General features: G+C 35.7%; 17 protein-coding genes. 12 read left to right on the top strand and 5 right to left on the bottom strand.

The window, feature by feature from the left end; translation table 11 throughout:
• The first annotated feature begins 4 nt into the window (after positions 1-4).
• The 4 genes from QM017_RS07285 (at position 5) to dfrG (ending at position 3920) form a co-directional block, all read left to right on the top strand.
• The gene (locus tag QM017_RS07285) at positions 5-1246 is read left to right on the top strand and encodes a glutamate-5-semialdehyde dehydrogenase (protein WP_282709302.1); all 1242 of its coding nucleotides are present in this window, start codon (positions 5-7) and stop codon (positions 1244-1246) included.
• A 133-nt stretch (positions 1247-1379) separates the two neighbouring features.
• A complete protein-coding gene (locus QM017_RS07280) occupies positions 1380-2342 on the top strand; it encodes a ribose-phosphate pyrophosphokinase (RefSeq protein WP_282709301.1) in 963 nt (320 codons plus the stop codon).
• Positions 2343-2418: 76 nt separating this feature from the next.
• The gene (locus QM017_RS07275) at positions 2419-3075 is read left to right on the top strand and encodes a class A sortase (protein WP_282709300.1); all 657 of its coding nucleotides are present in this window, start codon (positions 2419-2421) and stop codon (positions 3073-3075) included.
• 347 nt (positions 3076-3422) lie between these two features.
• Positions 3423-3920, top strand: a complete 498-nt coding sequence (dfrG, locus tag QM017_RS07270) for a trimethoprim-resistant dihydrofolate reductase DfrG (protein ID WP_000868795.1) — start codon at positions 3423-3425, stop codon at positions 3918-3920.
• Positions 3921-3991: 71 nt separating this feature from the next.
• On the opposite strand, the gene QM017_RS07265 is transcribed toward dfrG, so the two are convergent.
• From QM017_RS07265 to QM017_RS07255, 3 genes are all read right to left on the bottom strand, one after another.
• Positions 3992-5944 (bottom strand): hypothetical protein, encoded by a 1953-nt coding sequence (locus tag QM017_RS07265; RefSeq protein ID WP_000163792.1) that lies wholly within the window; start codon positions 5942-5944, stop codon positions 3992-3994.
• Between the two features lie 6 nt (positions 5945-5950).
• Entirely contained in the window at positions 5951-6187 is a 237-nt protein-coding gene (locus tag QM017_RS07260; RefSeq protein WP_001159903.1) for a hypothetical protein, read from the bottom strand.
• A 269-nt stretch (positions 6188-6456) separates the two neighbouring features.
• A complete protein-coding gene (locus tag QM017_RS07255) occupies positions 6457-9108 on the bottom strand; it encodes a cation-translocating P-type ATPase (protein WP_282709299.1) in 2652 nt (883 codons plus the stop codon).
• Positions 9109-9344: 236 nt separating this feature from the next.
• Here QM017_RS07255 and QM017_RS07250 point away from each other — a divergent pair, with 236 nt between their 5' ends.
• The 4 genes from QM017_RS07250 (at position 9345) to QM017_RS07235 (ending at position 12613) form a co-directional block, all read left to right on the top strand.
• Positions 9345-10277, top strand: coding sequence for an AEC family transporter (locus QM017_RS07250; protein WP_282709298.1), 933 nt, complete (start codon positions 9345-9347; stop codon positions 10275-10277).
• An 85-nt stretch (positions 10278-10362) separates the two neighbouring features.
• Positions 10363-10503 (top strand): hypothetical protein, encoded by a 141-nt coding sequence (locus QM017_RS07245; protein ID WP_282709297.1) that lies wholly within the window; start codon positions 10363-10365, stop codon positions 10501-10503.
• Between the two features lie 331 nt (positions 10504-10834).
• A complete protein-coding gene (locus QM017_RS07240) occupies positions 10835-11788 on the top strand; it encodes a glycosyltransferase (RefSeq protein WP_349238480.1) in 954 nt (317 codons plus the stop codon).
• 75 nt (positions 11789-11863) lie between these two features.
• Entirely contained in the window at positions 11864-12613 is a 750-nt protein-coding gene (locus QM017_RS07235; RefSeq protein ID WP_282709296.1) for a L,D-transpeptidase, read from the top strand.
• A 243-nt stretch (positions 12614-12856) separates the two neighbouring features.
• Here QM017_RS07235 and QM017_RS07230 read toward each other — a convergent pair whose 3' ends face one another.
• The gene (locus tag QM017_RS07230) at positions 12857-13549 is read right to left on the bottom strand and encodes a L,D-transpeptidase (RefSeq protein WP_282709295.1); all 693 of its coding nucleotides are present in this window, start codon (positions 13547-13549) and stop codon (positions 12857-12859) included.
• A gap of 181 nt (positions 13550-13730) precedes the next feature.
• Between QM017_RS07230 and QM017_RS07225 the strand changes: the two genes are divergently transcribed.
• Positions 13731-14216 (top strand): hypothetical protein, encoded by a 486-nt coding sequence (locus QM017_RS07225; protein WP_282709294.1) that lies wholly within the window; start codon positions 13731-13733, stop codon positions 14214-14216.
• A 33-nt stretch (positions 14217-14249) separates the two neighbouring features.
• Here the strand turns inward: QM017_RS07225 and QM017_RS07220 are convergent, their stop codons facing one another.
• Positions 14250-15587 carry an FAD-dependent oxidoreductase gene (locus QM017_RS07220; protein WP_282709293.1) on the bottom strand — a complete coding sequence of 446 codons (1338 nt, stop codon included), beginning with the start codon at positions 15585-15587 and terminating at the stop codon, positions 14250-14252.
• 192 nt (positions 15588-15779) lie between these two features.
• Between QM017_RS07220 and QM017_RS07215 the strand changes: the two genes are divergently transcribed.
• Genes QM017_RS07215 through QM017_RS07205 form a run of 3 tightly spaced genes read left to right on the top strand, consistent with a single transcriptional unit; the run spans position 15780 to position 18309 of the window.
• A complete protein-coding gene (locus tag QM017_RS07215; protein ID WP_282709292.1) occupies positions 15780-16517 on the top strand; it encodes a metal ABC transporter ATP-binding protein in 738 nt (245 codons plus the stop codon).
• Entirely contained in the window at positions 16517-17353 is an 837-nt protein-coding gene (locus QM017_RS07210; protein WP_282709291.1) for a metal ABC transporter permease, read from the top strand. The genes QM017_RS07215 and QM017_RS07210 overlap by 1 nt, the downstream gene beginning before the upstream one ends.
• A 17-nt stretch (positions 17354-17370) precedes the next feature.
• A complete protein-coding gene (locus QM017_RS07205) occupies positions 17371-18309 on the top strand; it encodes a zinc ABC transporter substrate-binding protein (RefSeq protein WP_282709575.1) in 939 nt (312 codons plus the stop codon).
• Positions 18310-18373 lie beyond the last annotated feature (64 nt).

Raw genomic sequence — 18373 nt, 5'->3', positions numbered from 1 at the left:
GCTTATGTCGATTAATTTGTTAGAAATGGGCCAAAAGGCTAAAACTGCTGCATTTGAATTAGCACATCTAGCAGCTAATGCACGCCAAGAAGTCCTAGAGTTTAGCGCTAAACAGTTGTTAGCGCAAAAAGAAGCATTATTGGCTGCCAACACTTTAGACGTGCAGGCCTATCAAAAAGAAAATGCAGATCAACGCTTTTTAGATCGTTTGTTGTTAGATGAACAAAAAATCAATGCGATGGCTACGGGTTTACAACAAATAGCCTTATTACCCGATCCTTTAGGGCAGATGAACGGCTGGGTTAACCATGCTGGTTTAAAGATTAATCAAGTTCGGGTGCCTTTAGGCGTAGTGGGAATGATTTATGAAGCACGCCCCAATGTAACTGTAGATGCTTTTGGTTTGTGTTTTAAAACAGGAAACGCAGTTATTTTGCGTGGTGGTAAAGAAGCAATGCAAACTAATATTTGCTTGAGTGAAATTTTACGTGCTTCTTTAGTTGCTAAAGGCTATAATCCAGATGCGATACAATTAATTTGTGATCCTAGCCACCAATTAGCAAATGAATTTATGCAACTTAAAGATTTAGACGTATTAATTCCACGAGGATCGGCGCGTTTAATTCGAGCCGTAGTTGCTAATGCCAAGGTTCCAGTGATTGAAACTGGTGCAGGAAATTGTCATTTATATATCGATCGTACTTTTGATCTTGAGATGGCTAAACAAATCGTAGTCAATGCTAAGACACAACGTCCTTCGGTATGTAATGCTGCAGAAAAATTATTGATTCATCAAGATGCCAAGGCTTTTGTAGGCGAAATTTTAGCAGCCTTGCGTGCTGAAAATGTTGAGATTTTAGGCGATGAAGCTATTTGTCAGTTAGATAAAAACGTCAAATTAGCAACTAAAAAAGATTGGGAAACTGAATATAATGACTATACTATCGCAGTTAAGCTAGTGGAAAGTTTAGATGAGGCAATTGCACATATCAATCGTTACAGCACAAAACATTCAGAAGCAATAATCACTAACGATTATCAACGCAGCCAATATTTCTTAGATCGTGTCGATTCAGCGTGTGTTTATGTTAATGCTTCGACGCGTTTTACCGATGGCTTTGAATTTGGGTTTGGTGCAGAAATTGGAATTTCTACCCAAAAACTACATGCTCGAGGGCCATTAGGGCTTAAGGAATTGACTACGACTAAATACACGATTTTAGGCGATGGTCAGATTCGTAAATAAGACAAGTTGGTTGAAATCTTTTTGAAAAAATCTTTACCCTCTTAGTAATTTGAGCTAAAATAAAAGTGTGTATGGGCAATTTTCCCATAAAAAACTGTTAGGCCAAAACACAGTGCGGAGGATGAAAAAAATAATGCAAGAAAATTCTAGTATCAAGCTTTTTGCGCTTAATTCTAATCCAGAATTAGCACAAAAAATTGCGGATGAAATGGGCGCTAAACTATGCGATGCTTCGGTTAAACATTTTAGCGATGGTGAAATTCAAATCAACATCGACGAAAGTGTGCGTGGTGACGATGTCTTTATCATTCAATCGATTGCTGATCCAGTTAATGAAAACTTCATGGAATTGATGGTAATGATGGATGCGTTGCGTCGTTCGAGTGCTGGTTCAATTAATGCAGTTATCCCATATTATGGTTATGCAAGAGCCGATCGCAAAGCACGCTCACGTGAACCAATTACGGCTAAAATGATTGCTAACTTCATTCAATTAGCCGGTGCTAACAGAGTAGTTACCCTTGATTTGCATGCTGGTCAATTACAAGGTTTCTTTAATATCCCAGTTGACCATTTATTAGCAATTTATACGCAAGCTAACTATTTCAAAGAAATCGGCGTATGCAAAGATGTCGTGGTTGTCGCACCTGATCATAATGGGGTTAAAGCCGCACGCAATATGGCAGAATTATTAAAAGCGCCAATCGCAATCGTTGACAAGCGTGATACGGACCGTTTAGATCCTGAAAATACACATGTTATTGGTGATGTTAAAGGTCATAAATGTATCGTAGTCGATGACATGGTTGATACTGCAGCTAAAATGGCAGATGCGGCTTTAGCTTTAAAAGCAGCTGGTGCAACTGAAATTTATGCTTGTGCAACACATGCTGTTTTATCTGGGAATGCGGTTGAAGAATTGAAGAGTGCACAATTTACACAAGTAGTTGTGACGGATACGATTGCAATTCCAGCTGAAAAACAATTTGAACAATTAAAAGTTTTGTCAGTAGCGCCAATTTTTGCTAAAGCAATTTCATTGATTTACAACAATCAATCTGTGGATTCTTTATTCAATCAAAAAGATAACATTTAAGTTTTTAAGTCGTCATTTAGTGGCGACTTTTTTTGTGCTATAATTTAACAAAGGTTTTGTGATAGGAAGTGGGTAAATGAAGAAAAAAGTTGCAATAAATATTGGGTTATTATTGGTTTTTTTAGTGGGATTGGCATTGATTTTTAATAATCAAATCAAAGAATTTGTCGTTGAACATTTGGAACAATCTTCGCTAAAACAAGAAATTGCTAAGCCTAAAAAAAAGGCTAGTTATAATTTAGAAAATGTTGCAGCCCTAGATGCCCAAACAGCATTAAAGGCTGCGTTAAAAGGTGTAGATGCTCCAATCGGTAAAATCGCTATTCCTAGCGTAGGAATGAAGTTAGCTATTTACGAAGGGGTAGCTAATATAAACTTGGCGCATGGTGCAGGGACGATGAAACCTAATCAACAGATGGGACAAGGAAATTATGCATTGGCTGGGCATCATATGGCAAACGAAAATATTTTATTTTCACCGCTAGCCAAGGCTAAGGTTGGACAAATTGCTTATTTAACTGATGGTAAAAAAATTTACAAGTATAAATTGACTAAGCGTGTAGTCGTAAATGAAGATCAGATTCAATGGATTGATGATGTGCCCGCTAAAAAGTTACTCACATTAGTGACTTGCTCGAGTTCACAACCAGGTGTAAAAATGCGTTTGATTTTCCAAGGTGAATTGGTTAGTGCAGAGAAATTAACCAAGAAAACATCGCAATATTTTGTTTAAAAAAAGTGAATCCAAAACGGATTCACTTTTTTAGTGTGCTTAAAACATCAAAAAAAGGATTGACGTTTAACACTAAGTAGTTCAGTTTTGGAGTACAAAATGACAAAATGTACTTCAAAATGGACTACTTTTTTCATTTTAACTTACATACCAAATTACATACAAAATGATTTATAAAATGCAATTGAAAATGATAATTGAATGAAAATTTGTGATTTTGTGGTATTATGATAATATAACTTATAGAAAAAATTGCTTATTCAACTAACGGGCAGGATAATGAGAAAAGGTTTTTTGATAGAAATAAGAAATTAGATGGTAAATTAGTTAAAAAGGATGTGTTATAAATGAAAGTTTCTTTGATTGCTGCGATGGATAAGAATAGAGTGATTGGCAAAGAGAATGACATTCCTTGGAGGATTCCCAAGGACTGGGAATATGTTAAAAATACTACAAAGGGACATCCGATAATATTAGGTAGGAAGAACCTTGAATCAATCGGAAGAGCCTTACCTGACAGAAGAAATATTATTCTGACGAGAGATAAGGGGTTTACCTTTAATGGTTGTGAAATTGTTCATTCAATAGAAGATGTTTTTGAGTTATGTAAAAACGAAGAAGAAATTTTTATTTTCGGAGGAGAACAGATTTATAATTTGTTTTTCCCTTATGTTGAGAAAATGTACATCACAAAAATACATCATGAATTCGAAGGAGATACTTTTTTTCCAGAAGTGAATTATGAGGAATGGAATGAGGTATTTGCCCAAAAAGGGATAAAGAATGATAAAAATCCGTATAACTACTATTTTCATGTATATGAAAGAAAAAACTTATTGAGTTAACGGGTGCGTTAATTGAAGAAGAACAGTAAAGATAAAGCACAAGAGCTTGGGATTACTCCAAGCTCTTTTTGTCATTTGAAATAAATTATATCTTTCCAATCAAATTGTTTATCTGTAATCCCTAATCTTTGAGCAGGTGTCAAAACCTTTTTATCCGCTGATTTAAAAGGGCGACAAAAGTTGTAGTAAGTTCTTAGAATTGTAATCGCAAATTGAGCATACTTCGGATTGAAGTTAGCGTAAATATAGCTCTTCTTATCACCACGAGCTGTTGTTAATGGTCTTTCAAGAGATGATATATAACGTCTTATCTGTTGAATAAAGCTATTGGTCGAATGGTCATTAACATTTAATAGCATCTTTGCGATTTCGTTTGGTTCCAGAGCAGATAAATCCGTTCTACAATCAACTGAATAAAATCCTTTATCCTTAGTGGCTAATGGATGTTTGATAGGGTTATCGGCATATTTGCGATATCTTTCTCCATCTTTACTAATAGCCTCTTCGTGGAATTGATGACTTGTTAGTAATTCAGTTAGATAATGAGATGCCAAAGTCCGTAGAAACTTTGTTTTGAATCCTCTGATATCTCCCCAATCGAGCAGTTCTGCTTTTGCTTGTCCGAATTCTTTTAAGCATTGTTTTCTGCTTTTCGTCTTGTTAACTTGGCAAATAAAATGATGTGCATCGCTCAACCTTAATTCTTTCGTGAATACTCTATAAAAGGCGTTTCTAATAGAGAAGTCATCATCACTAATCATTCGCCATTCGTCGGCATTAACCATTTGTTTAATTAACCAATAGTGAGCAGTTGTAGTATAAGGAGCATCAACATTTAAACCATCGACAAATCTACTCCTATTAGTAATTTTCCCTAATTCGTGAAGATAAGCATTCCTATTTTCGCTATCGTTAGCGGATGGTTCTTGTGGATAATAAGACCAATCTAACCTATCATTTTTACGACTAAAAGTATTGAGATGGTCTTCTTTGAATTTTCTTGTATCTTCATTTAATTCATCCATTGAAATATTCCAATCATAGGCAACATCAGAACGGAACACATATCTTGATAAGACCTCAGCAGATACAACTATATACGTTTGCATATTAAGGTCTTCAAACCCCGTATATTTCTTTGAACCTTGTCCTTTCTTACGGACGTTATTTAGGTAGTAGTGCATCTTGTCCGTATTAAGCCACATCTCGTTAAATTTCTTTGTTTGAAGGGGTTGTGTCTCATATCGTTCTAAAAACTCCAAACAACGCCTATACAGCCACTCCAGCTTATGATAGTAGGTTCCAACTCCAATTCCTAAAATATCACAAGTACGACTGACTGAAACCCTTCCAACAACCATCTTAGCGAACATTGGAAGAATGGTGTTCTTTTGTTGGTGATAAGTAGTGGTTTCTTCTCTTTTTGGTAGAACATTAGTGAACTTCTTACACGCCTTACATTGATAGCGTTGAGATTTGCCCCTACTTTTCCCCCTTTTGTAAAATTGCTTCGGCTCATTGAATGGGGTTGATTCTTCTTCCGAGCAGCCTTCTTTATGAAATTGATAATCTGGCTCAACATCTTGGATGCTATTGATTTCTATAAGGCGTTTAATTTCTTCAACAACAGACCAATTAGATAAAGGGGTTACTGTACAGTTTTGCGATACACCTCTGCCAATAGGATTGTCATTGCAGTACATACCTTTATGACCTTTATCTTTGGAACTACCAGTCATTTTATATCGACTTGGTTTCCCTTTTACATCTTTGAATTTGTGCTGTTCTTTCCCAAAATTACAACAAAACGGATTGATGCAGTAATTATATTGAATGGGATATTCAGAACCGTTCCATTTAAAAGACGTTGGCAAGAACAACATTTTGTTATACCTTGTTGCAAATCGTTTTGGAGTTAATAAATCATATTGTTTAGCCCTATCTTTTAATTCTTCGTTTGAAATCGGAATTTTAACATCTACAATTTCATCTTCCTTCGTGGCTAATCTTTTAAGCTTGGTCATTGTCTATCAACCCACTCTATCTTTGATACCCATTTTTTCAACAATCCGCTTATTACTTCGCTTGTTGGCAATCCATTCAATAAACTTCTTATCGTCTAAAATGTTCAATAAGAATTCATCCACTGCTTCGCTTTCAGTACGCTCTGCATATTCAGCGTATTGCTTAACTATCACCCTTACTTGCTCTGATATTTCCCAATCCACAGACTTAGCGTTCTTATTTTTTGGCTCAAGAAATTGCATAGGAAAATGCACCCCTTTTTGCTTAGTAAATTGTAACCATTTTAACACACCAATTTGCATTCCTACAATAATTATTTCACGTTCGCATTTTTATATACATTTTAACTTACATTTTGTGGTGTAAATTAACAACAAACGTTGATTTAACAATAAAAAACGAGTATCAAACTCAGTTGCAATTTGATACTCATTTAGGTTTACATTTTCACTTTTTGTACTCCAAAACTGAACTACTTAGTTTAACACATCAATCCTTTTAGTTGCTTATTTTAGTCTTTATATAAATATCTTCTTTGGAAGAATTTAACAATTTCAACGATTACGATTAGCAATGCACCAGCAGCTAAAACAATCATCCATTGTTGCCATGCTAAATGAGAAACATGGAAGATACCATTGAAGCTAGGAACAAAGATTGTCATCGCAAGTAAGATACCAGAAATTAAAACAGCTAAGTTAAAGAACTTGTTGTTAAAGATTTCTTTAGTAAAGATCGTACCGTGAATTGATTTACAGTTAAATGCGTGGCATAACTGTAAAACACCTAAGGTTGCATAAGCCATGGTTAAAGCATCAGCATGAATTAAAGCATCGGAGTGGTGGAATGGGAATTTCAAGGCAAACAAGTAAACGCCTAAGGTTAATAAACCTTCTAAGATCCCTTGATAGATAATACTTGAACCAACACCGTTTGATAAGAAGTTTGATTGACTACCACGTGGCTTCTTTTGCATGATATTGCGTTCTTCTTTTTCAACACCTAAAGCAATCGCAGGGAATGTATCTGTAACTAAGTTAATCCACAAGATTTGCACAGGTGCAAAAATTGACCAGTTCATCACAGTCATCATAAATAAGGTCAACACTTCACCTAAGTTAGCGGATAACAAGTATTGGATAGCTTTTTGAATGTTTGCAAAGACTTTGCGGCCTTCTTTAACTGCTAAAATAATTGTTGCAAAGTTATCATCGGCTAAAACAATATCAGCAGCATTCTTAGAAACTTCTGTCCCGGTAATCCCCATACCAACACCAATGTCGGCTGTCTTTAAGGCAGGAGCATCGTTAACCCCATCACCAGTCATTGCCACGATCTTGCCATGTGATTGCCAAGCTTTGACGATTCGTACCTTATGTTCGGGAGCCACACGTGCGTAAACAGAGTATTTTGCAACGTCTTTTTTAAGTTGTTCATCACTTAACTCATCTAATTGACGTCCGGTAATTACACCTTCATCATCATTAGCTTCGATGATTCCTAAACGCACAGCAATTGCTTTAGCCGTATCCTTATGGTCTCCGGTAATCATCAATGGACGAATACCAGCTGATTTAGCTTCACTAACAGCGTCTTTAACCTCTGGACGTTGTGGATCAATCATCCCAGTTAAACCAACGAAGATTAAATCTTTTTCATAATTTTCAGAAGTCAATGCCTCACTCATACTTGTCAATGGACGATAGGCATAACCTAAAACACGTAATGCTTCATGAGCTAATTGTTGGTTAGTAGCCAAAATTTGGTCATGATCTTTAGTTGTGATTGCACGAACTTGACCATTTTCGTCAATTTGAGTTACACGCCGTAATAATTCATCAACCGCACCTTTAGTCAACAAGTAAAGTTGACCTTTGTCATCTTTAACGATAGCAGACATCAATTTACGCTCGGAATCAAATGGTAATGATGCTTGACGTGGGAAGAAATCTTGAATAGCCTTAACATCAAATTTATTGTCTAAATAATATTGAATCAAAGCTGTTTCTGTTGGATCGCCCACCAAACCATCAGGTGTTTCTTGACTATCATTAGCCAAAATCATGATTTGTGTGAGGCGATTAGCAGGTGAAGCACTAAATTGCGCTGCGCTTTGAAGTTGACCGTCTTGGTAAAGTTTTTCAACGGTCATCTTGTTTTGTGTCAAAGTCCCTGTTTTATCAGAAGCAATGATTTCTGTTGTTCCCAAAGTTTCAACGGCTGGCAGCTTACGCACTAAGGCGTTACGTTTAGCCATTGTTTGTGTACCAAGTGCAAGCGTAATCGTCACGATTGCTGGTAAACCTTCGGGAATAGCAGCTACGGCTAGGGAAATAGATGTTAATAACATATCTAAGACACTTTCACGTTGTGTCATTACCCCAAAGACAAAGATGACTGTAGCAATAACCAAAATTAAGATTGTTAAGACCTTGCTTAAATGAGTAATGTTTTTTTGCAAAGGTGTGGCTGCTTTGTCAACATTTTCAAGCATGGTGGCAATGTGGCCAACTTGGGTGTTCATTCCGATTGAGGTTACTACAGCCTCAGCGGTCCCATAAGTTACGTTAGTGTTCATAAAACCAAGATTGTGTTGCTCACCAAGTGGGGGATTTTCTTCACTTAAAGTAGCAATATCTTTTTCAACCGGCACAGATTCACCTGTTAAAGCTGCTTCTTCAATCTTTAAAGAATTAGCACTCAATAAGCGAACGTCGGCTGGAACAATATCACCAGCTTCAAGTAAGACGATATCTCCAGGTACCAAATCGGCACTTTTGACTTGTTGAACTACACCATCACGGCGAACGCGCGAATAAGGAGTGGTCATTTCTTGCAAGGCATCGATTGCATTTTCAGCCTTAGCTTCTTGAAAGACTCCAAAAACGGCATTTAAAATAACAACTAAAAAGATAATCAACGAATCTGAAACTTCACCAGCAATCATTGCAACCAAAGCTGCCGCCATTAAAATGACGATCATTAAGTCTTTAAACTGAGCAATGAACTTTTGTAAAAGCGTTGTTTTTTTCTTGGCAGCTAAGACGTTAGCCCCATATTCTTGTTGCCGTTTTGCGACCTCCTTTTGTGATAAACCATCTAGGGAACTACCCAATTTGGTGAGTGTTTCTTCACCAGAAAGCTTGTAGTAATTCGTTTTCAATCGTAATAACTCCTCCTTTGATATTTAAAAATGATTGAATTTTATTACAAGTTAATATTATCACAAAAAAGACCAAGACGGGATAAAAAAGAATTATTTATAAAAAAGTTGAGGTATTGTTTAGAAAATCTTAAGAATTTAAAAAGCCAATTTTTGTTACTAAAATAGATAGTTTCTGATTAAAAATAGGTATATAATAAGAAAGATTTTGATTTTTAGTGAAAGAAGGATTAAGCGTGTTTTTTGTTTCTGTCGAGCAAGTCGTTATTATGTTTTTATTGATGATTTTAGGTTTGCTTTGTAGTCAAATTGGTTTTATTCATAAACAAACGGCTAAAGACATGACGAATTTGTTGTTGTATATTGTTTCACCCGTTTTGATCATCAATTCGTTTTTGCGTAAGTTTAGTTGGGCAAGGTTAACGATGTTTGGACTTGAATTTTTTTGTGTCTTACTCGTTTTTATCTTAGGTATCATAATTGCCAACCTTATTTTTAGCTCCAAATTGATCAAACAACCGGTCAAACGCAATGCTTTGCGTTTTAGCCTAGTCTATTCAAACTGTGGTTTTGTAGGTATTCCTTTGATTCAAGCAATTGTCGGTAACGGTGGGGTCTTTTATTCGGTACCGTACTTGATTTTACAAAATATTTTTATCTGGACGCATGGAGCTGCAATGTATCAAGGCAAGGTTAAAAAATCGCAAACACAAATGTTAAAAAGCGCGTTACTCAATCCTAATATCATTGCTTCAATTGTTGGTTTAATCATTTTTATCGCACAAATTCCGTTTCCTGAAGTTTTAACAACGACTTTTGATTATATTACAGCTTTAAATATGCCTTTGAGCATGATTATTATTGGGACTAATCTGAGTCAATTAGATTTAAAAAACAGTTGGCAAGATATGCTTGCGTGGGTAGCCGTACTAGTTAGAAACTTACTTTTTCCGATTGTCGTCATTTTATTTTTACAATTGTTTGAGCTTAACCATGAAGCGTTGATGGCTACTATCATTATGGTAAGTTGTCCGATTGCTAGTTTAGTAGTCTTGTTTAGTTTATTAAATGATTTAGAATTAGAATTTCCAACCAAGATAATGTGTCTGTCAACTTTATTATCGGTAGTTACAATTCCTGTATTAATCTTATTTACAGGTCTTTTATAAGTCAAAAACTGAAAAGTACTTGAAATAAACTTGATTTTTCTGTAAAATGAATAGATGCATGAATGTCGAAGGGAGGGTTTATTCGATGTCACAAAATACACACGTTGGGGTAGCTAGCGATCGTCGTCCAGTGAACTCCAAAAACGTCAAGAAGCGTCGCGCTCAACACGAAGCTGTTTTAAACTTCTTAAAGGAACGCGAAGAAGCTGAAAAAGCTGCTAAATAATGTAAGAGCAAAACTAGGCGTGTAGCCGCGTGGAGCTCGCTGGCATATCGTTAAGTGCAATCTTTTTTACTCGAGTGATTTGATTGGTAAAATTTGTCAGTAGTTTCAATTAATTGAACCAAAATAGCTCCACATGGGCCGCTTGAATAGTGCGCACATGTGGATTTTTTGTGTTTTCAAGTTCTTTTTTGCGGTATAATAATAAGGTGTTGTCTGCTATAACACGATCTAAGGAAAGAAAGGCATCTTTTCAAAGATGAAATAAGATTTTTGTGAAGTTATTGAGTATTATTGTTCCTTGTTATAATGCACAAGCTTATTTAAAAAATGTGTGGATTCATTATTAGTTGGGGGACAAAAAGTTGAAATTATTTTAGTAGATGATGGTTCAACTGATAAGACTGCGACTATGATTGATGAATATGCAACTAATTATCCTAGTCTTGTTAAGACAATCCATCAAGCAAATGAAGGGCATGGCCAGGCTGTTAATACAGGTTTGCAACATGCTCAAAGAATTTATATCAAGATTGTTGATGGCGATGATTGGTTAGACCAAGTGGCATATCAAAAAGCCCTTGCCACTATCGAAAGCTGGCAAAAAGATGAGTGTAAGCCAGATGTTTTGTTGACGAATTATATTTATGATAAGCAAGGCGTCAAATACAAAAAAACGATGGAATATTCAAAAATGCTACCCCAAGAAGAAGTTTTTGACTGGTCAAGAGTCAAAGTGAGACTGGGGAAATATTTTTTAATGCATGCGATTATTTATCGTAAAGAATTGTTACAAAAAATGGCATTCCAATTACCAGCACATACTTTTTATGTTGATAATTTGTATGCTTTTGAGCCCTTATTTTATGCTAAAAAACTTTACTATTTAGACGTTGATTTATATCATTATTTTATTGGACGTAGCGATCAATCAGTCAATGAAAAAGTAATGATTAGTCGCATAGATCAGCAATTATTTGTCAATCGACGTATGATAGAGTTTTATGCCCAAAATGTAGTACCTGATAGTTTTGTTGGTAAGTATTTGTTTAATTATCTTGAAATTATCACAGCAATTTCTTCGATTCTATTGTTAAAAGATGGTTCAAATGAAAGCCTACGTAAAAAAGAACAACTATGGCATTTCATTGAAACTAAAGACCAAAAATTGTATCAAAAATTACGTTTAAGTTTAGTAGGCAAGGGATTGAATATGCCAGGAAAAGCCGGACGCAAATTAGCCTTAGCCGTTTATTTTTTAGCACAAAAAATGTATGGTTTTAATTGATTTTTTGATTTGACGTCAAACTTGATGTAGCTTAAGATTTTAAATGAAAGATTAAATATAAGGAGCACTAATTTCGTGAAAAAAATAAAGATTATTTATTGGATAGTGGCCGTGGTGATGGTTGGCTTGATGATTGGAAGTTATATCCATGTCCATAATGCTGAAAAACAAAATGCAATTAAGATTGCTAAACAACAAAAAATTGATAAGGCTAAAGAGAAAAAAATCAAGCGTCTCAATAAGCAACAAAAGCAACGACTAGTAACGCCAATCGATTGGACAAAACCTTCATTGAGTGGAAATTATCCAGATTTGAGCCAATACAAGCATTTAAAGAAAAAGAGTCAACGCATTTGGTTAGAAGTTTCACCTAAAAAACAACGTGTCTATGTCAAGCAAGGACCATACACGCTTTATACGATGTATGCTTCGATTGGTAAAAACTATGACGATGGTAAAAAACCAACAGAATCTTACCAAAAAACGCCAACTGGAACCTTTAAGATTCAAAAGCAACGCGGTCAAAGCTATTATAATGCGGCCTTAGGCTACGGAGCAAAGTATTGGACCTCCTTTGATGGTCATGGGATGTATCGTTTTGAATCCGTACCAGTCGATCAAAACGGTAACTTTATTAAAGCCCAAGCCAAGCGATTGGGAAGTACCAAGGTAACACGCAAAAACAATATTGAAGCATACGGTTGCATTCGTTTGAGTGAACCTGATGCCAAATGGATCATGGAAAATATCAAGCCAAAGACTTATGTCGTGGTTCATGGTAAAGATTCCGATGATGATAACTTCTTAGAATTTTTAGAAGACTAAGCAAGAAGTGAGATAAGTCACTTCAAAAATAGCCTTGAAATAATGAATCCTCGTTATTTCAGGGCTATTTTTTATTGGTTCTTGATCAAAGCTTTGCGTAGTCACTAAAAATTAAACTTATCAATTTTGATTTTTGAGCTTTATTTACTGTTTTTTAAACGCAAACAAATTAGGACCGCTAGAGAAATTCTAGCAGTCCTAAAAATTGTAAAAGAGCAATAACTAGACGTTACTGCAGATTTTTTAGTTATTTACGATGACGACTTTAGTGCCGACTTTTAAATTGTGACACATCCAATCTGAATCAAGAACACTTAACCGAATACAGCCGTGAGAATCAGGTGTTTTGCCAAGTTTGGCGGCTGCTGTCAAGTTGTAGCTGCCATCTGGTAAGGTTGGCACCGAATGGAAAAGATATTCACCATGGTTCAGCCAAGAAACCCAGTTATTGGCGCCTTCGTTTAGGGCGTTATTGAAAAAAGAATCACCACGTTCGGCTTGAATATAAAAAGTTCCAGTAGGAGTATAGCTGACTTTTTTGCCTGTAGTTTCATCTGTATAATAAGCACCAGCTGTCGAATACATCGTATAGATAACATCGTTACCAGACATCAGGTAGGTGCGATTTTTCTTGATGCTGACCTTAACCCAAAAATTGCTGACTTGATTTAAGTCTGGATAAGGTGTCGTTTGTGAAGATTGTTGCCAATCGATTGGAGTGCGCATCACGGTATTTTCTTGTTGTTTTTGATTAGATGTTGTCTTCTTTGTTTTAAGTGTAGTTGTTTTTAATGTTGAAGATGAAGTAGACGTTGGTTTTTGATTGAACAAACGTAAACAACAAATTGCAATTAGACAACAGATCAAACCTAATAATATTAAATTACTAAATATTGATTTAGTTTTAGCATGTTTAGGCTTACTATGTTTTTTCAAATAAAGCTCCTCCAAGATTGCTGTATACTTTGACACTAGCAGTTTTTTTGGAAATTGTCAAAAACAATTTTAAAAGAGATAAAGTAAAGAAACTTGGTTTTTACTTTAAACTATGGTATAAAGTATATTAGCAGTTTTTTAAACGGAATTATACATAATTTTTTAGAAAGTGGTTTTTTTGATGCAAATAGTAGTTAAGGATTTTATTGAAAAAGTTAGTGCAGCTGATTATCAACAAACAAAGCTTGCATTCAGTGCACAAGAAATTGAACAATTGGGCATTGAAGAAATTTGTAACCGTTTATGGACGCAATTTCAAACAATGGTTGCTAAGGATAAATTAGCACGCGTAGAGGCTTCCTTGAATTACTCTAAGCAAACTATTCTTGTACAAATCGAAAGTGGGATTATCAATTTGCCGTTTGAAAATATTAAACGTGTGGATAACTTCTTTGATGATTTACAACAAGAAGTCCAACTCAACGCCTACCTAGTGGTCCAATCACCAACCGTAAATTCTTCTGGTTTACGCATCGAAGAAATTTGTAGTGTGGCTGAATTTTTACAAACTAAAACAGCCTTGACTAAGACCGTTATTAAAGTAGCTGAATTGATTGCTCTTAGTCAAAAAAATCAAGCAGAAGCATTGGAAAAACAAGAAGCATAAAAGTCGTCTGGCAAATACCAGACGACTTTTTTGCTATTTAGCATGTAATGCAGCTTGCGTAATATAGTTATATGGTTGATTGAAATGTGGTAAAAAGAAAATATCCAACAATTTGAGCTGATCAATTGTTAATTGTTGTTGGATTGCTAAAGAAAACATGTGAATAACACCAGAAACGTCTTCATTAGAAGCTAATTGTGCACCTAAAATTCGACGTGAATCTTTTGCAAATACAATGCGAATTTTGACTTGATAGTTGTCTTTGATAAAGACTGGCTTTTGTAAGTCTTCAAAGTCACTAACTTGAGCTTCAATACCAAATTTTTGCGCTGCAGCCAAGGATAAACCAGTTGAGACAAGCTTTAAATCAAAGATAGAAATAGCGTTAGAACCTTGAACCCCAGGAGCACTTACGCTACCAAATTGTCCAATGTTATGGGCGGCTACGATTCCTGAGCGTACAGCGTTTGAAGCTAATGCAATATAGCTGGTTTGTTGCAAGGCATTTGAATAAATTGTGGCACAATCTCCAATTGCATAGACATTAGGATCGCTTGTTTGTTGATGTTCATCGACTAAATAAGCGCCGTTACTAAAGAGCTTGAGATGGTCTTTTCCAAAAGGTGCATTTGGTAAAAAGCCAATCGCATTGATGACTAAATCGACTTGATATTGACATTTAGTCGTGCTGATTTGTGAGATGTGATCTTGACCGTGATAAGCTGTCACGATTTCATCGAAGTGACATTCGATACCGTGTTGGGTCAAGTTTTGGTCCATCAAGTTAGCAAATTCGGGATCATAGTAACTAGAAAGTGAGTGTGGCGCTGCATCAAACAAGAGGACTTCTTTTTGGCGGCGTTTAATCGCTTCAGCAATTTCAACACCAATATAACCTGCTCCGATAACAGCCACACGTTTAACGTGTTCTAAATCCAAGGCGGCATCGACTGCTTGACCTTCTTGGAAAAGCTTTAAGAAATGAATGCCGGCTAAATCACTATTATCAATCTTTGGTGTGATAGGACGAGAGCCAGTCGCAAGAATTAGTTTATCGTAGTCTAATTCAAAGCTAGTATTATCTTTTAAAGATAAGCATTTAATAATTTTGTTAGTGAAATCAATCGCTTGCACTTCTGTTTGTAAGTGAACTTGTGCACCTTTTTGTTCTAATTGTTCTTTTGAAGTATAAAATAAATCACGGTAAGAATCGATTTGACGTCCTACCCATAAAGCAGTACCACAACCTAAATAGCTAAGGTTGGTGTTGCGATCAACTAAGACTACTTGTTTATCAGCGTAGTTATCTAATAAGGTATTAGCCGCAGCGATACCAGCATGATTTGAACCAACGATAACAACTTTTTCCATTTAGAAAACCTCCAAAAATTTTTATAATTAAGAATACGATTACAGTATAATATAAAGTTATATTGTTCAAAATACATTTGCTCAATATTTATTTTAAGTTTTTATTAAGAGAAAAAGTTTGTTTAAAAAAACAACTTTATATGGTATTATTAAAAAGAAATTTAGGTTACCCGAAAACTAGGAGGAAAAAGCTTGTTAAATATAGAAAATTTAACCGTTACATACGATGATACACCGGTATTTGAAAATTTGTCAGTTAGCTTTACCCCCGGTAAAATTACTGGAATTATCGGAGCAAACGGTGCTGGTAAATCGACTATGTTAAAGGCTGCACTAGGATTGATTAGTTCAAAAAGTGGAGTTATCACTTATCAAGGAAAACCGTTAAAAAAGGTTCGTAAACAAATTGCTTATGTCGAACAACGTAAAGAATTAGATTTAAGTTTTCCAATCAACGTCTTTGAAGTTGTTTTAAGCGGTTGTTATGGTCGCTTGGGTTTGTTTAAAGATCCTAAAAAACAAGATAAAAAAAGAGTATGGCAAGCACTAGAAGCGGTTGGTTTAACGAATTTAGCTAAACGTCAAATTGGCGAGCTTTCTGGCGGACAATTACAACGAGTATTTGTTGCCCGTGCAATTGTGCAAGATGCACAAGTCATCATTTTGGATGAGCCTTTTGTCGGAATAGATTTAAAAAGCGAACAAGAAATCATTAAAATATTAAAGGCTTGGCAAAAAGAAAATAAGACTATTATCATTGTTCATCATGATTTGAGTAAAGTTTATGATTACTTTGATGAGTTAGTGATTGTAAAGCAAGGGATTTTGGCTAAAGGCGTAGTTAAAGAGGTTTATACCAAGGAAAATATTGCCCAAGCATTTAATATGGATTTGGCCCAGACTTTGTTTACAAGAAAGGAAGAGCAATGATGAAAGTAATCGGTGAATTTTTGGATGGCCTACAACACTATGGCTTTTTACAAAGTGCTTTAATAGCATCTTTATTAGTTGGGGTGATGGCTGGCTTAGTCGGCTGTTTCATTATTTTGCGAGGAATGGCTTTGATGGGAGATGCAATCTCACATTCTGTTTTGCCCGGAGTTGCTTTAGCCCATATTTTTGGCATTAATCTTTTATTGGGTGCCTCTCTTTTTGGTATCTTAGCTTCTTTAGTTATTGGCTTTATCGCCGAAAAAAGCAAGCTTAAAACCGATACTTCTATCGGTATTGTTTTTAGTGCATTTTATGCATTAGGCTTTATTTTAATTGCTCAAGCTGAAAGTACCGCTAATTTACATCATATTTTGTTTGGCAATGTGCTAGCGGTTAGCGGTAGTGATTTGAGGAGTACCGTGCTTGTTTTAGCCGTAGTTATCTTGTTTATTGTCTTGTTTTATAAGGAACTGTTAATTAGTTCATTTGATCCTATTTACGCAAAGACCTATGGCTTAAATACACGTGTATTACATTATGCATTGATGCTGTTATTGACTTTGGTGACCGTGTCGGCTTTGCAGACAGTCGGAATCATTTTAGTTGTGGCAATGTTGATTACACCAGCTGCTACGGCCTTTTTGTGGACAAACAATCTGGTAAAAATGTTAATATTAGCAGCAACATTTGGTGCTAGTGCAGCCTTTTTAGGCTTGTTTTTCAGCTATACTTTTAATTGGGCTTCTGGTCCAGCGATTGTTTTGGTTGCAGCAGCAATCTTTTTGGTGACTTTTTGGATCGCGCCTAAGCAAGGCTTATTAAAGTTCAAGTAAAAGGGGCATAAAAGATGATTAAGAAATTAACCATTTGTTTAGTGGCTTTGGCATTTTTGATTGGTGGAGTGTTTTGGTTTAGTGAGCAAAAAGAAAAGACGACAACATTAAAAAAAGATGACGGTAAATTACAAGTAGTCGTGACTAACTCAATTTTAGCTGATTTAGTCAAAAATGTCGGGCAAGAGAAAACTGATGTTTACAGTATCGTCAAGCCAGGTGTAGATCCACATGAATACGAGCCAAAGCCCCAAGATATTGCTAAAGTTGCTGGGGCAGATGTGATTTTTTACAACGGATTAAAACTTGAAACAGGCGGTAATGGTTGGTTTAAAAAAATGGTTCAAGCCAGTCATAAACGCTTTGGTCAAGATGTTTTTGCCGCAAGTACACAAGCTAAGGTGCGTTATTTGCATGCTGACCAGCCAGATCCGCATGCATGGTTAAGTTTAGCTAACGGCAAGCGTTATGTTGCATATATAAGTGAGATATTAGCAAAAAAAGATCCTGTAAATGCTAAATTTTACCGTCAAAATGCTCAAAAATATCAAGCTAAACTTACCGATTTAGATGCCTATGCTAAAGAAGCCTTTGCTCAGATTGCACCACAGCAGCGTTTGTTAGTGACGTCTGAAGGTGCGATGGAATATTTTGCCCAAGCATACGGTTTACAAACCGCATATATTTGGGCATTAAATACCGAAGCACAAGGTACACCCGAACAGCTTAAGATAGTTTTGGCTAAAATCAAGCAAAATAAACCGGCAAGTTTGTTTGTTGAAAGTTCAGTGTCGCCTAAGGCCATGCAAAAAGTTTCAAACGAAACAGGTGTTAAAATCTATGCTAAAATTTATACCGATTCGTTGGGGGCTAAAGGCTCGAAAGCAGATACGTATTACAAGATGATGCAAACTAATATTACACGGATTTCTCAAGGTTTAACCAAGCCAAATTAACTTTTAAAATCAAGTTTTAGTCTCTTGGCTTAAACTTGATTTTTTTTTATAATAATATAAGGGA

The sequence above is a fragment of the Ligilactobacillus sp. Marseille-Q7487 genome (genome assembly GCF_949152225.1).
GTDB lineage: Bacteria > Bacillota > Bacilli > Lactobacillales > Lactobacillaceae > Ligilactobacillus.
Note: the sequence above shows the minus strand (reverse complement) of the source record. Positions and strands in the feature narration are given on the sequence as shown.